Annotated in this window: 13 protein-coding genes; 1 reads left to right on the top strand and 12 read right to left on the bottom strand. The window is 38.2% G+C overall.

Annotation, left to right across the window (positions count from 1 at the left end; translation table 11 throughout):
• The first annotated feature begins 3 nt into the window (after positions 1-3).
• Positions 4-522, top strand: a complete 519-nt coding sequence (locus tag H6G74_RS17860; RefSeq protein WP_190968945.1) for a dihydrofolate reductase family protein — start codon at positions 4-6, stop codon at positions 520-522.
• A 31-nt stretch (positions 523-553) separates the two neighbouring features.
• Here the strand turns inward: H6G74_RS17860 and H6G74_RS17855 are convergent, their stop codons facing one another.
• The 12 genes from H6G74_RS17855 to H6G74_RS17800 all read right to left on the bottom strand — a co-directional run bounded on the left by H6G74_RS17855 (position 554) and on the right by H6G74_RS17800 (position 15,800).
• Positions 554-1,006, bottom strand: coding sequence for a DUF3592 domain-containing protein (locus tag H6G74_RS17855; RefSeq protein ID WP_190968944.1), 453 nt, complete (start codon positions 1,004-1,006; stop codon positions 554-556).
• Positions 1,007-1,030: 24 nt separating this feature from the next.
• A complete protein-coding gene (locus H6G74_RS17850) occupies positions 1,031-1,999 on the bottom strand; it encodes a glutathione S-transferase family protein (protein ID WP_190968943.1) in 969 nt (322 codons plus the stop codon).
• A 77-nt stretch (positions 2,000-2,076) separates the two neighbouring features.
• Positions 2,077-3,237, bottom strand: coding sequence for a hybrid sensor histidine kinase/response regulator (locus H6G74_RS17845; RefSeq protein ID WP_190968942.1), 1,161 nt, complete (start codon positions 3,235-3,237; stop codon positions 2,077-2,079).
• A gap of 149 nt (positions 3,238-3,386) precedes the next feature.
• Positions 3,387-3,833, bottom strand: a complete 447-nt coding sequence (locus tag H6G74_RS17840) for a response regulator (RefSeq protein WP_190589735.1) — start codon at positions 3,831-3,833, stop codon at positions 3,387-3,389.
• Positions 3,781-6,084, bottom strand: coding sequence for a sensor histidine kinase (locus H6G74_RS17835; protein ID WP_190968941.1), 2,304 nt, complete (start codon positions 6,082-6,084; stop codon positions 3,781-3,783). The genes H6G74_RS17840 and H6G74_RS17835 overlap by 53 nt, the downstream gene beginning before the upstream one ends.
• A 403-nt stretch (positions 6,085-6,487) precedes the next feature.
• Complete coding sequence (locus H6G74_RS17830) at positions 6,488-7,939, bottom strand: dolichyl-phosphate-mannose--protein mannosyltransferase (RefSeq protein WP_190968940.1); 1,452 nt, start codon at positions 7,937-7,939, stop codon at positions 6,488-6,490.
• Positions 7,940-8,050: 111 nt separating this feature from the next.
• Positions 8,051-8,410, bottom strand: coding sequence for a XisI protein (locus H6G74_RS17825; RefSeq protein ID WP_190968939.1), 360 nt, complete (start codon positions 8,408-8,410; stop codon positions 8,051-8,053).
• 130 nt (positions 8,411-8,540) lie between these two features.
• Entirely contained in the window at positions 8,541-11,105 is a 2,565-nt protein-coding gene (ppsA, locus tag H6G74_RS17820) for a phosphoenolpyruvate synthase (protein ID WP_190968938.1), read from the bottom strand.
• A 341-nt stretch (positions 11,106-11,446) separates the two neighbouring features.
• Complete coding sequence (locus H6G74_RS17815; protein WP_190968937.1) at positions 11,447-11,746, bottom strand: hypothetical protein; 300 nt, start codon at positions 11,744-11,746, stop codon at positions 11,447-11,449.
• 312 nt (positions 11,747-12,058) lie between these two features.
• A complete protein-coding gene (locus tag H6G74_RS17810) occupies positions 12,059-13,945 on the bottom strand; it encodes a sensor histidine kinase (RefSeq protein ID WP_190968936.1) in 1,887 nt (628 codons plus the stop codon).
• A gap of 288 nt (positions 13,946-14,233) precedes the next feature.
• Entirely contained in the window at positions 14,234-14,911 is a 678-nt protein-coding gene (locus tag H6G74_RS17805; protein WP_190968935.1) for a response regulator transcription factor, read from the bottom strand.
• A gap of 181 nt (positions 14,912-15,092) precedes the next feature.
• Positions 15,093-15,800 carry a hypothetical protein gene (locus tag H6G74_RS17800; protein WP_313888492.1) on the bottom strand — a complete coding sequence of 236 codons (708 nt, stop codon included), beginning with the start codon at positions 15,798-15,800 and terminating at the stop codon, positions 15,093-15,095.
• Positions 15,801-15,803: the final 3 nt, after the last annotated feature.

Genomic DNA, 15,803 nt, shown 5'->3' with positions numbered 1-15,803 from the left:
TTTATGCGGAAAATTAGTTTATTTATTGCGTCTAGCCTTGATGGATATATTGCTAGAGAATCAGGGGAAATAGATTGGCTATTTACAGACCAAGACTATGGTTATTCTGAGTTTATTGCTGAAGTTGATACATTAATTATGGGTCATAAAACTTATCAGCAAGTACTGGGTTTTGAGGAATATCCATACAGTGAACAAGAAGTTTTTGTACTTTCTCATACTCTGCAAGGTAAAGCAGAGAATAACGCAATATTTATTAATGATGATTGGGCTAATTTTATGACAAATTTGCGTCAATCTAGTGGTGGTGTGATTTGGTTAGTTGGCGGAGGGCAGACAATTCATTATTTTTTACAGCATAATTTGATTGATGAGATAATTCTCTCAATTCATCCCATTATTTTAGGCAGTGGGATTCCATTGATTATTAAAGACTCAAATATCGCTACAAAACTGGAGTTGCGAAATGTGAAAAGTTATGATTCAGGGTTAGTGCAAGTTACGTATAATGTGAAAAGTTAAGATTAATATTGTCCAGCGATCGCTCTCTATTTTAGCTTCTAGATAGGAATGATTTTATTAATGGGATTCCCCCAATTACAACGAACAGTGAACCCATACCAATAAACATTATAGGTAAAAACCATAAATCAAACCAAGAGTGAATTGCAGCAGATTCTGGCTCTTGGGGATTGTAGAGAATTTCTACTTGTTGCCCTGGAGAATATGCTGGGGGGTTGCTGCCACTACCAGCTTCAAATTCTACTACTTTACCAGAATTTGCTGTAAATTTGATGACTGGATAATAAATCGTAGAAGAACGCCCTTTACTATCTCTAGATTTATGTTTGACTACGTTAATCACAGTTCCTTGGGCGGGGATAGAATTTTTGGAGAAACTGCGAGTATCTATAGCAATGATGATACCTGTGATCAAAAAAATACTACCAATCCCCGCAAATATAGAACCAAATATGCGAAAAAAGGTGACATCTTGATTTGGCATATATTTGAGACTTGAGTAAAATATCTAGATTTGGCGATCGCGGCACTTATAAGGTAAGTCAAAATTAATTATGGGGCCTACTGGCATCACTCCACTAGGATTTAATTCTGGTAGACCGACATAATACAGTTGTTTGATATGACTAATATTACACCATTGTTTCACACCAGGATATTGATATAGCTCCCGGCAATAATTCCAGAGATTAGGATACTCAACTAACCGCTTCAAGTTACACTTAAACAAGCCATAATATGCTAAATCATATCGAAACAAAGTCGTAAACATACACCAATCGGCTAAGGTAATTTCATCACCGCAGAGATATGGCTGTTTACCTAAAACATTTTCCCAATGTTCCATAGCCAAGAATAATTCTTTCATGGCTTGTTCGTAAGCCGTTTGGGTTGTAGCAAAACCAACGCGATATACACCATTATTTATCGGCTGGTAAATAGCATCGATGGTTTGATCAATGACAGCTTGTAGGGATTTGGGGTAAAAATCAACCATTTTCTCAGCAAAGAAATTAAATTCTGTATTTAATATTTGGATAATTTGCCGAGATTCATTATTGATAATGCTGTTTGTATGTTTATCCCACAGTACTGGAACGGTAACTCTTCCGGTATAAGTGGGATTTGCTTTGGTGTAAATTTGCCAAAGATAATCTGCTTGGTTAACTTTATCTCGAATACATCCTTGTTTATCAGAAAATTTCCATCCTTGTTCACTAATTACAGGGTCAACGATAGAAAGACCAATCACTTTTTCTAACCCTTTTAAAGCACGTAATAAAACAGTGCGATGCGCCCAAGGACAACCCAAAGAAACATACAAATGATATCTATCGGCTTCTGCTCTAAATCCACTAGCGCCATCTGCGGTAATTTTATGATGAAACTGTGTGGGCATTCGCTGAAATTCGCCTTTTTCATTCCGTTCTGTCCAGACAGTTGTCCATTGTCCGTTAACTAATCTACCTAATGCCATATTTTTTCCCTGTATAAATTGATGAAATGATTTGGCGATAGTTTAACAGACTTTTGCAATTTAGAGATTTTTGGCGTTTACAGCTTAATCAAAGGTAGAGTGACGATAAAAGTTGTGCCGACTCCTACCTCGCTGTTGAGCATAATTTCGCCGTTATGGGCATCGACACACTTTTTTACAATTGCCAAACCTAAGCCAGTCCCAGGAATTCCGCCGACGTTTTCGGCACGTTGGAAAGGTTGAAACATGCGCTTTTGGTCTTGTTTCGGGATACCGATTCCCCAATCTTGAAAACGGAACATGACGGAGTTTTCTTGGCTAATTAATTCAAACTGAATTTTGCCATTAGGTAGAGAATATTTAATGGCATTGCCTAATAAATTGCCTAAAATGTGGCGTAGTAGAGTTTCATCCCAAACGGCTTCAGCTAATTCTCCATAACTGGTGAATACCAGATTTAAATTTTTTTCTTTGATATTTAATTGCGCTTCATAAACTAATTGGCGACAAAATCCTTCTAAGTCTAATGGTTCAAGGTCACAGGGAAATTTCCCAGAGTCAACCCTACCAATTACAGACACTTCGTCTAACATTTGTGCCATGTTTTTGATAGCTGCGCGAATCATTTGTAAATGATTGCGTTTTTTCTCTTGAGTTAATTTATCTTCGTTATTTTGGAGTAGTCCGGCGGCTAAGAGGATAGTATTTAGCGGTTGACGAATATCATGAGAAAGCATGGAAACTAATTCTGATCTGAATTGGTTAATTTCGTTAGCTTTCACTAGTTCGGCGGTACTTTCTTTAACTTGTACTTGTAATGTTTGATTAACTTGGCGTAATGTTTCTAAAAGCTGTTTACGCTCGATCGCATAACAGATAGAACGAACCAAGCCATTAGCATTGACGTGACGCTTGACTAAATAATCTTGCGCTCCTTCTCTGACTGCTACAATTGCCAGTTCTTCGTCGTTAGTATTTGTGAGTACCACAATTGGCACGCTGGGCGCACAATTAATCAAGACTGGCAAAGATGATAATCCTTGACTGTCTGGTAGAGTCAGGTCGAGTAATATGATATCGTAATCGCTGCTTTTTAGTTCGTTGAGTGCTTCTTGTAATCGCTTGACATGAACTAGCACAAATTCTTTAGCGTCGGCTTGCTGCAAAAACTCTTGCAATAACCTAGCTTCTGCCAGATTGTCTTCAATTAACAAGATTTTTACTAAGCTTCCAGCCATAGTTTTTTATTTCAAGCCCTGGGAATTGAAAAGGCAAAAGGTAAAAGGCAAAAGGTAAAAGGCAAAATAAAGCTAAAGCTTTACTTCTGATTCTTTCTTTTTACTTTTTACTTTTACCTTTTAACTTATTTTTACTTTTGCCTTTTAACTTACTCTGAAGGTAAGGTGACGGTAGATAGCCAAAAATCTTCGATACCTTTGACGATTTGGAAGAGTTGGCTGAGGTTGCGAGATTTTGTAATGTAACAGTTAACGTGCAAGTCGTAGCTGTGAAAAATATCATCCTCGTTTTTTGAGGTTGTCAGTACGACTACCGGGATGCGTTTCAGGAGTGGGTCGTTTTTAATTTCTGCTAAGACTTCTCGACCATCTTTTCTAGGTAAGTTTAAATCTAGCAGAATCAGGTCGGGGCGGGGAGCATCGGCGTATTCACCTTCTTGGCGTAAAAAGGCCATTGCATCCACACCATCTCTGACTATCACGACTTCGTGGGGGACTGCGCTATTTTTCAATGCTTCTTGAATTAAGCGGATATCGGCTTTATTATCCTCGACCAAAAAGATGGTTTTGGGCTTGTCTTCCGTTTCTACGCTCACGCTCGCGCCCTCCAACTGGAATTGTAAAGTAGAAGGTAGCTCCCTCACCAAGTTGTGATTCTACCCAGATGCGACCTCGATGACATTCGGCAATTTTTTTACAAATGGCTAAACCCATACCTGTACCAGGATACTCATCTCTGGTGTGTAGGCGTTGGAAGATAACAAAAATGCGATCGCTAAATTTAGGTTCTATACCGATACCATTATCGCGCACCCAAAACAACCATTCATCTTCTAATCTTTCTGCACCTACGTGAATGCGGGGTGGTTGGTTGCTACGGAATTTGATGGCGTTAGCAATCAAGTTCTGGAATAGTTGCATTAACTGGGTACTACCAGCCATGACTGTGGGTAAGGGATCATAGGTTATTACCGTACCAGTTTCAGCAATGCGCTGGCGTAAGTTGCTGAGGGCGTGTTCTAAGGCGGTTTCGACTTCTGTTAGTTGAAATGCGATCGCTTGAGTATCAACTTTGGAGTATGCTAGTACGTCATCAATCAAAGTCTGCATTAAACTCACACCCTGAACAGCGAAGCCAATAAATTCTTTCGCATCTTCGTCCAGTTCTTCGTTGTAGCGCATTTCCAATAACTGCACATAATTCGCTACTTGATTTAATGGTTCTTGCAAGTCATGGGAAGCAACGTAAGCAAACTTTTTCAATTCGGCGTTAGAACGTTCTAAATCTTGGGCTAATTGAGCGAGTTCATCGGCTTGGCGCAAGACAATATTTACAATTGCTTTTCGCAATTCCAATGCAGCTTTAATTTCGACATATTGCCAAGGTAAAGATGTCAGTCTTACTGTTTCTTTCCACAATTCAAAAGATTTGCGGGGACACAGACGCACATCGCCATCTGTTTGACTAACTTCAAACGCTTTATTGGGATCACCACCCCAATTCACTGTTTGAATAACTTCGGGACGGAACCACAAAACATAATTGCGTTTAGAAATGGGAATTGCTAATAAACCACTCGCAACGTTTTTAAATTTCTCTGCATCGGGATAAACTTGCGGCAAAGAATTGGTATAGAAAACTTCTTCATCGACATTATTCTTTAACCACTGTACCAAGAAATTCAAGTCTTCTTCGGCGGGAGTCTCACCTATGAGTGTACAGCGATCGCCAAAACAAACAGCCGCACCTTGGGCGCTGGTTAAATCTAACAAATTCGGCTGATGTTTGACTAAACCATCGATGAAGTTTTCTTCCTGAGACATATATTCAACCAACAGCGATTGAATATGTGTCAAATTCATCCGATAGTCGTAATCTTCTGTTTCTTCTCTGGCAGAAATTTCGGCAAATATGACTCGTCCTAAAAATTCGCAGGCTTTCCGCAATTCATAGGAGACAAATTTTGGTGTTTGATGATGACAAGCAATCAATCCCCAGAGTTTTTGGTCTTTAATTAAGGAGATAGTTAAAGAAGCACCCACACCCATATTATGTAAATATTCCAGATGGCAAGATGCCGCACTTCTCAAAATAGAATTGGTTAAATCTACAGAACGCTGACTAACTGGATTGATGGCGGGAATTAGTTGTACTGGTTCGGCTTTGGCATCCGGGATAATTCTAATAGAATTAGATGCAAATAACTTTCTTGCTGGTTTAGGAATATCTGATTCAGGATAATGTAAACCTAAATAAGGCTCTAGGGTTTCTAGCTTTTCTTCGGCAATCACTGAACCATGTCCATCATGATCAAATTTATATAACATTACCCGGTCAAAACCAGTTACCTTCCGCACTTCTTGGACAATGATTTGGCAAAAATCCCGCAGGTTTGAGGTTTTTTCTAACTGGTTAATAGAAGCTTTCGCTAGATGGTAAAAGCTTAAGAATGGGATGTTTTCTTGGGAAAATGTTGGTTCTAGTTCCAGAATTAAACACCCTTCTGAGTTGCGGTGAAAAACTGCATCAAAAACTATGTATTCATCACCTTTTTTGCGGAACCAAAGTTTTGTCGGGTTGATAAACTCTAGATTAGCTTCGGCTAACCCTGCTTTAATTCTTTCTAGTTGATAAGAGTCTAATAAATCTTCGAGTTTCTTTTGTAACATTGCTTCGGGTTCTATCCCGAATACAGCCCAGGTATTATTACTCACTTGTAAGATTTGTAATTCTGGTTCTGCCAAAACTAACAATACTCCGTGGGGCTGGATTTGGCGAGAAGTATGAATTGGCGCTTCTTTTAAGCTAGTAACATTAATGCTAGGAAGTTGTAAATTTAATTCCATTAGGATTCCCCTCTCTATACTAGGAAGCATCAAAAGCAGGCTCTATATAGGTGTTACATATAGTGTGGATAACTTTATGACACTTCCTAGATGTAAGCTAATATAATTGTGATTCTATAAATCTAGTAATTACGAAATTCTTACAGTAACAAAATAGAATGATGAATTATAAAATCTTTCTTTATTTTTCTTCATCATTTATGATATTTTGATACTTAATTTTTGCTACCTCAGTTGTGCTACTTAGCTGTATTTTTAGCTTAACTTGCGTTTTTAGTCTAACAGTCAGACTCGATAAATACAGATAAGAAATGTAAAAAAGATGTGATTAATTACCCTGCATATATGTAGCAGTATTAAGGAGATTAGAGGTGATATGTGACGGGTTAGAGGTATTTTAGATTTAAATCCAAGAGTTAAACCACATTCTGAGGCGATAAACTTCGGTTGTCAGTGGTAAACCTAAATAAATCGGCAACCAAAACACAAAAGCTGCCAAAATAATTACAAAAAGGGCGACACCGATCGCTTGCAATGGACGATAATAACTACGTAGGCATTGATCTACAAACCAAGCGATCGCTAAAAATGCAAATACCACAGCCGTCATATAGTGGTAAATAAACGCGCACCGCGATACTCTCATCCAAGGTACTAAGTTAGTGGCATAATTTACTACCAAGTATAAAGCAATCCAGGTATCGACAGTAAAGTTTTTAGGTAAGGTAAATTGTTTTTTTTGCTGCAAAAACATTACTATTGAGACAATGAGCATTCCGATTAAAAATAACATGGCAGCAACACTAAACCACCATAAAAAAGGATTGCCCATTGCATGAACATCATAAATAATTTTCCCAGCATTAGCAGGTAAATCTGGCCCCAAAACAGGCAATGGCTCATGAATACTGTGGGCTGTTTTGTAATAATATGCCATTGGTCTGATTAACAACGGCCATTTATACCAAGCAGCACAATAAGGATGTACATTAGCATTATTTCCCCCCAACCGTTCATGAAAACTCAAAATTTGCTTGTGGACTTCAATAAATCCATATTTGGTATCTAGTTGTAAATGGGGAATCCAAATCAAGCTATAAACAATAAGTGGGATAACTCCTAAAAATAATATTATTTGCCAAGCATAGATTTGAGTTAGCTTTTGTAGTGGTGATTCAGTCTGCTGATGAGTTTCTTCAGCATGATGATTGATTTTTCTGCCAATGATTTGCCATATCCAAGCAAATAGCCACAAACCATAAACACCAGCTAGAAAAAATAAACCATTCCACTTTGTCGCAATTGAGCAACCAAAAGCGATACCAGAAATAATTAAAAATAATTTACGTTGTTGTTTTTGATGATTTAAGGCTAAAAGAAACAACCAATGCCCTAATAAACCAAATATTACTATATATATATTAATCAAAGCATAGCGGGATTCAACAATAAAGATGCCATCAACAGCAGTAAATAAACCAGCAATTAAAGCAAAGCTACGCCGTGAACTTAATTGATAAGCAATCCCAGCATTTAATAAAGGGATAAATGAACCTAAAAAGGCATTAATCCAACGATAATCCCAAGGCGATCGCAGTGAACCCGTAAGTCCATTCACACTTTCATACAAAAATTTTACATGGCTACCCAGCCATATACCGAGAGCAATGATCAGTTTCCCCAATGGTGGATGACCATCGAAAAACGGAACATGGGTAAGATAGTTATTTCCAAACTTAGCGTAGTAAACTTCATCAAAGACTAAGGTGTTAAACCTGTCTAGTCCCCAAAACCTGACAGCGAGTGAGAGTAAAAAGATACTCACTAGCCCAATGCGAAACCAGTTTTTACTCATTAGTCAACGGTCATCAGTCAACAGTCTTTAGCTATTTTCCCCTTTGTGCTGCTTTCTGTTGAAAAATTTTTAGGGCGAGTGTTGCCCACCCTAATAGTACTGAATGTTAGGCTAGGCGATCGCAAATTCTGAATCTTGTCGCAGTTCTTCAGACCGGAAACCCAACACAATATGATTTTTCGGTACGCCAGCATTGACGAGTTCTGCGGCTACTCCGTCTTCCGTACCGTCACGCTGAATCCAAATCTTACCATCAATAATATCAACGTGAATCAGACAGCCGTGAACGCGCCGAGTCACAGTTGGAGAAAAGTCATACGCAGGTTCTCGCCCCAAAATCATCACCAGATAACGATCTTGTTCACTATCAAAAACTGTCTCAAATTGAATGTTGCCAGTACTGAAAGGAGTTTTTGTATGTTCAATTAAAATATTTCGTATTAGCTGTCTGTATTGCTCCAGGGTATCCATCGGAAAATAACCTCTTGTTCTAGGTTAAAGACAACGACATTAACTTTGTAATCCTCTACCAAAAGTTTAGCAATTGGCTCATCTTACAACAGAGACGTTGCAATACAACGTCTCTACTTTATCCCTTTATTTAAGACTCAGGATTTTCCACTTTTGCAATTTCCAGCATTGTTTTTAAAACCGAATCGGGATTTAGACTAATCGAATCAATTCCCTGTTCGACTAAAAACTGAGCAAATTCTGGATAATCGCTGGGTGCTTGTCCGCATATACCGATTTTCCGGTGGCGTTTTTTAGCAGCTTCAATGGCCATTTTCACCATTTGCTTGACGGCGGGACTGCGTTCATCAAATAATCTGGCAACTAAAGCCGAATCTCTGTCTAAACCCAAGGTTAGCTGCGTTAAATCATTAGAACCAATGGAAAAACCATCAAAGACATCGGCAAATTCTTCTGCCAAAATTACATTACTTGGTAACTCACACATCACATAAACTTGCAAGTTATTCACACCTTGTTGCAAGCCATTTTTTGCCATCTCTGCTAATACTAACCTGCCTTCTTCGGGAGTGCGGCAAAATGGAATCATCGGGATGACATTTGTTAAACCCATTTCATCCCGGACTCGTTTGATGGCTTGACATTCTAGGGCAAAAGCAGCTTTATAACCTTCATCATAATAACGTGCGGCACCACGCCAACCCAACATCGGGTTTTCTTCCCCTGGTTCAAATTGTTTACCACCTAATAAATTGGCGTATTCATTACTCTTAAAATCCGACATCCGCACAATCACAGGTTTGGGATAAAACGCGGCGGCAATTCTGGCTATACCTTGGGCTAATTTATCCACAAAATACTGTGGTTTATGATGATAAAGTGCGGTGATTTCTGCTATTTGAAGTTTGACTTTTTCATCTTGCAATTGGTCGTAATGAATTAACGCCATTGGATGAATTTGAATTTGATTAGCAATAATAAATTCTGTCCGCGCTAAACCTACGCCATCGTTGGGAATTGCAGATAAACTAAAAGCCTCCTGGGGATTACCGACATTCATTAAAATTTGTGTATGGGTGCGGGGTAAGTTTTCTAAGGGGACTTCTTTAACTTCAAAGGGTAACAAGCCAGGATAAACTTTCCCGTCTTCGCCTTCAGCACAGGAAACGGTGACTGCTTGACCATTTTGCAAGACTTGTGTCGCATTCCCACAACCGACGATCGCCGGCACACCCAATTCTCGTGCAATAATCGCTGCATGACAGGTACGACCACCAGCATTGGTAATAATTGCACTGGCGCGTTTCATAATTGGTTCCCAGTCGGGATCGGTTCTCTCGGTAACTAAGACATCCCCTGGCTGGAATTTATCAAGGTTGTGAACATCGACAATGACACTCACTTTACCTTGGCTGATGGCTTCACCTATGGCGCGTCCGGTAACTAGGGGGAGTGGGGAGTTGGGAGTGGGGAGTTGGGGGGAATTTTGCCCATTCCCTACTCCCGATTCACTATTCCCTAACATTAAGCGATAGCTGCGTAAGACATTGCCTTTTTTCTGTGACTGCACAGTTTCGGGACGTGCTTGCACAATGAATAATTGATTGGTAATGCCATCTTTTGCCCACTCAATATCCATTGGGGTGTAATTACCGTGGACTTGGGAATAATGGTCTTCGATGACGCAAGCCCAATGCCCTAATTGTAAAATTTCTGCGTCATTCAAGGCAAATTTGGTGCGATCGCTTTCCGAAACCGGGACATTTTTGGTTAACTTGCAATTATCATCTGATCTAACTGTTAATGTATGGGCGTTGTCAGCAGCACAAGCAACTAAATCAATTTCCGAAGCTGACACATAAATCATTTTGATTTCTTTACTGCCCAATTTCTTATCCAAAATCGGCCGGAAACCAGTTTTTAATGTGGGTTTAAATACTACATATTCATCAGGATTAACTGCACCTTGGACAACGTTTTCTCCTAAACCGTAGGCGGCGGTGATTAAAGCTGCATCTTTAAATCCGGTTTCGGTATCAATGGAAAACATTACTCCAGATGTGGCTAAATCAGAACGCACCATTTTCTGGACACCAACTGATAAAGCCACATTAAAGTGATCAAATCCTTTTGTATGACGATAAGAAATAGCGCGGTCAGTAAATATAGAAGCAAAACATTTATGACAAGCTGTAATTACTTCATCAACACCAACAATATTTAAATAAGTTTCTTGCTGTCCAGCAAAACTCGCGTCGGGGAGGTCTTCCGCCGTGGCGCTAGAACGGACTGCAACATCAGTTTGAGTTTGATATTTATCACATAAAGTTTCGTAGGCTTGGGCAATGGCTTGGCGCAAATCTATGGGGAATGGTGTGTGTAATAATAGCGATCGCGCTTTTTCTCCACGTTCGCGTAAATTGTTCACATCATCAACATTCAAGTCAGCAAAAAGTTGCCGTAACTGGATTTCTAATCCTGCTGATTGAATGAAATAACGATAAGCATAAGCAGTAGTTGCAAACCCCGTCGGGACATTCACACCTTTGGGGGTTAATTGTTGAATCATCTCTCCCAACGAGGCATTTTTTCCACCTACTAGGTGTATATCTTTAATACCTACTTCATCAAACCAAAGAATCAGCGATTGTTCTTTAGAAAATGAAGACAAAATTTGATGAGATGCTGTAACCATAATTGTTACCTCCCCAATAAGTATTTTGAATTAATGAGCTTTTAATTTTAGTGATTAATTTCATATCTCGCACCCAGCAGGCATTTCGGCGCTGATTTAGCGTCTGGTCTATCTTGTTGGTGCTTAATAATTCCTTTGGGATCACGATAACAAATAAATTCAGATTTTGGGTAAGATATGCAGCATTCCTTAAGATATTGCTGGCAATTTCTCCAGGTATTACAAGCATTCGGAACTCTCTCAAACTATGAGAAAGAATGTAAAGAAAAATAAAGAGACGTTGCATTGCAACATCTCTAGTAAGGTTTGGGATAGATGCACTGTTTTCATCAAGTATGAAGTCAGCGATTTTGATTTCGCCGTGGCTGATTGGAGGGGGTAATACTGTTTGATGGTTGTGTGCGAGTCACAGCAGAACCAATGATTAGTGATGGCGATCGCCTATTATTAGTTTTGCATCCTAACCTGACACCTGATGAATCTGAATGGCCTGTTGGGGGTTTTTGGTCTTTTGGTGGTTCATATCCAGCTAGTGCTGTTTGACTCATACCTAAGATGATACTGAAAGCACAAGTTGTTAAAATCTTTTGCTGCCAAAGTTGATAATTTTTTATCTTAAATACCGAAGATTTGAACATCATTTTTCTCCTTCAGTAAATTATTCAAAAAATAATTTCAAAAATCAAAAAGCTATTTAATATGCAATCAAATCTGTTTAAATTATATTAGTAATTTATGCTGCCTATATAATTATTTAGCAATTTTTAACCAATTTAATTAGGGGATTCTCTAAATAGATTGCAATATGTAAATCATTAAATTTATCACCATAGCAGCCAGAATTCACGATTGAATTCTATGCACAACAGTTGATGAATAAACAATGTTAAAAGCCTCAATAAATAGAAGATTGAGTGGCTTTTTATAAGTGGCGATTCTGATTCCTGACTTCTTCAATACCAAAAATAAAACTTAGGTATAGGCCAAGATAACTCACACAGAGTTCCTCTAGGGGAAAGTGGAACGCGGCGAAATTTCCCTTTAAATTGTCGCGCTAAATTTCTAAATTGTTGTGTTCCCCGCCCTTCTATCGATGAGTTAATTCCTAAACCATCATCGATAATACTTAAAGTGTACCAACCTTCCGATGCTGAACAAGTTACTTCTAGGCGGGTGACTCCTGTGGCGTATTTACCTACATTACATAAAGCTTCTTCTAAAAACCGACAAAGGTCACGCTTATGATCAAGATTTAAGCAGCGTTCATTGATCGGTTCAAAATTTCTGATTTTAACTTTGATAGTTTTAAAACAAGGTAACTCTCGCTCTAAGGTAGAATTATAAACTTGATAGAGAAGCTCATGTAAAGGGTCACGCAAATTTAGAACTATGTTTTTCCCTAAATACAAGCTAGTTTCTTGGTCGATGGGTTCTCGTTGTAAAAATTCATAAATGCCTCGTAAATCATAGTTTAATTTTTCTAGTTCTCTTTCGAGTTCAATGAGTAATTCATTGACTGGTAAATCTTTATCTCGCACTAGTTTTAAAACTTGAGCGAGGCTTTGTAAGGGTCCATTATGAATTTTGGCAAAGGTGCGTTCAATGATGGCTTGTCTGACTCTAATTCCCGAACGTAAAGCTTGCTCATATTGATATAAAGCTGTAATTTCCATACCATTCAAACTTAAAACTAAAAATGTAGGAATTAACGAAACCCACCAACCAAAAAATAACAAAATATAACATAATATCAATAAGCTACAACCAGCAATAGCCACAACTAATAAACTACTAAAAGGTGATTTTGTCAGTCTTGCGATCGCAATTCCCACTAATCCCCAACTAACAATCCATAAATATTCCCAACCTTCTGACCAAGTATTTAAAAGTGGTCGAGAGTCAAGGACGGCGCTGATAATTTGGCTAACAGTATGTGCTTGAATTTCTACACCATAAACTCTCCCTGGTGCAGACTCTAAAGATTCAATTGCAGAAGTGGGAATAAAATCTTTCCGACTGGGGGAAGTGATACCGATAATTACAATGCGATCGCGTATCCAATCTGGATTAAATTTATCATTTTTGAGTTCGTATAACGATAAAAACCGAAAGCGTTCTCGACCACTGCGAAAATTAAGTAGGACTTGCACTCCCCCCGCGTCGGTTCGCACATATCCTCCAGAATTGGGGAAGACTCTGGGTATCTCGGTTTGACCAAATCTAATCGCCGCGCGATCGCGTATGCCATTTTCTAGATTAAGCTGATAATGATTTAAATATACTGCTGCTAACTTGAGAGACAACGAAAATTTATAACCTTGATTGGTAGGCGTACCTAATAAACTACGGCGTAATTTACCATCACCATCCATAATTTGATCAGCAAAACCAATTTGTTCTGGTGACAATGCTGGCGGTGGTGCAATTTCATCAGGTAATACTTTATCAATTCCAATAATATTTTTAAAATTTTGCAAAACTGCGACTAATTCATCATGACCAGGATTTACTGGCGCATCTCGATAAACATCCAGTCCAATAACTCTTGGTTGATAAGTCTGCAATTTTAATAGTAACTGTGCTAAATCATGGTCTGAAAATGTAAAATCTGTACCATTATTAATATCATCTTCATTAATTCCAACCAGTACAATTCGTTCCTCTTTCGATTCTTCAGGGCGTATCCGTAGCAAACTATCAAAAGCCAGCCACTCTAAAGATTGCATCACACCAAAAAGACGAGCAATTATCACTAATCCAATAACTGCAATCCCTGGTAATATACCTACACGCCAAATATTAATTTCCTCTTTAATTTTTTTCCAATGTTCGGGCTGCATAAATCTTCGCTTGCATTTTGCTGTTAATTAGCCCTGAACTATAGCAGGTTGATTTATCGCCTTTCTTATCTAAGATACAAACAACAAATAACTAACTACACTTGACACAAAGCAGCTTCCTGTATGGTTGGACACAGATTAACAGCAATAAATTTGTATCTCAGCAGACCGGGAACCGCTATCAATCACTTTCTAGACATCAAAATAGGGAACAGAAAATCAACAAGAAGTTTTTTTCGGACTTGTGAACAAAAATACTCTCATAGATTTAATTAATTCTGTTAAGTCTTAATCAATCAAACCTTCTTCTCTAGCTCGCATTTCAGTTTGAATACGGATATTTTTACCCTCTTCAGGATAAACATTTAAAGCATCTTGCAACTTACTCCAGTAATGACGCACCATCCGCTCAGAAATACACATTCGTTCTGCAATTGTTTTATCTTGCAATCCTTCTTCAAAGGCTAAAGCTAATACTCTCAGCCATTCTGGTTTAACTTCTAATACAGAATGTATACCTTTGATATCTTTTGTATGCGTTAAACCTTGCAAAGCCCAATCAACTCTCGTGAGCATTTCTTGAGTAGAAAGGCTTTTATCTGCAACGGTAAACCCTCCTTTATGACTGTCAATATCAGGTCTAATCCTCACTAAAGTTCTCACATTAGCACTCTGCACAACAATATTTAAGTGAGGATAATTTTTCATCAGAGTTCGCAGCAGTTGAACTCCGATATCGGGTCTAGCTATCATCCCTGAATTGTCAGGAATTGACAAATCCATCACAATTAAATCTGGCTGTAAAGCACTAATTTGATGGAGTGAATCTTTAGCATTTACCGCAGTAATAAATTTCGCATCAGGGTAACGCTTTTGCAATACATTAACAGTTCCCGCTAAAACTGATTCATGGTCATCAATTACTAAAATTGTGAGTAATGCTTTCTCTGTTAAAGCTTGTTTCATAATTAATAACCCACCAATTCCAGAAGTCACTATTAACTACATCAAGCACAATCAAAAAATATATTTTTTATATTATGATTATATGACTTATTACGCATATTTACGCAAATATTACGTATTCTTAATCTAAACACATTAACTGAAACAATTCTGCAAAACAGCAGGCAAGTTGCTACAAATATCACCAATAAAAATCACAAGTAATGCTGAGATGATGCTGACGATAAGAGCATTTCCCAGAAGTTAAAAATCGAAAGCTGTCGCAGAGATAATCTAATTCTTTTAATGTAGAATAAAACCTTACAGTGGATAAATCAGGATATGTGATGTGTACCCTGAGTTGAGCTAAATATGTTTGTTGTTTAAGGGTGACAAAAATAGATGTATTAATTGCACAATTGGGCAAGGTTAAGATGAGTAATTCTTCTAAAGACCGCAAAACTATCAAACTGCGTTCAACTGTCTCAAATCGCCAGTAGGCTGGAATATCCAAATGGAATTGGAGGTGAGAATTTGCAGTTGACCAAGGTTCTAATAAGCACTCAATAGCTAGGGGTAAGTTATCTTGAATGTAGGTAGGAAATAAGCGATCGCTCAATTGCATGAGAGCATGATGAAAGTTATCAGCTTGTTGGAGATATTCATGGGTTTTATTGATTGTCAAATTTAAATTATCCTGGGTTAATAAATCTAGACTGCGCCGAATTGCGAAGGATTCTTGTAATAATCCGTCACGAATTTCTTTCGCCTCTAGATAAAGTTTCAGCGATTGTCGAGAAAACCACCATTGCAATGCTTGTTGAAATCTAGAACAGTTTCTGACAAACATTAACGAGGTGATTATGTATAGCAGCACCAATATAATTTGTGTAGAAAATTTCAACAGCACATA

This window comes from Nostoc spongiaeforme FACHB-130 (assembly GCF_014698475.1).
GTDB classification, from domain to species: Bacteria; Cyanobacteriota; Cyanobacteriia; order Cyanobacteriales; family Nostocaceae; genus Nostoc_B; species Nostoc_B spongiaeforme.
This window is presented reverse-complemented; position numbering and strand designations above follow the sequence as displayed.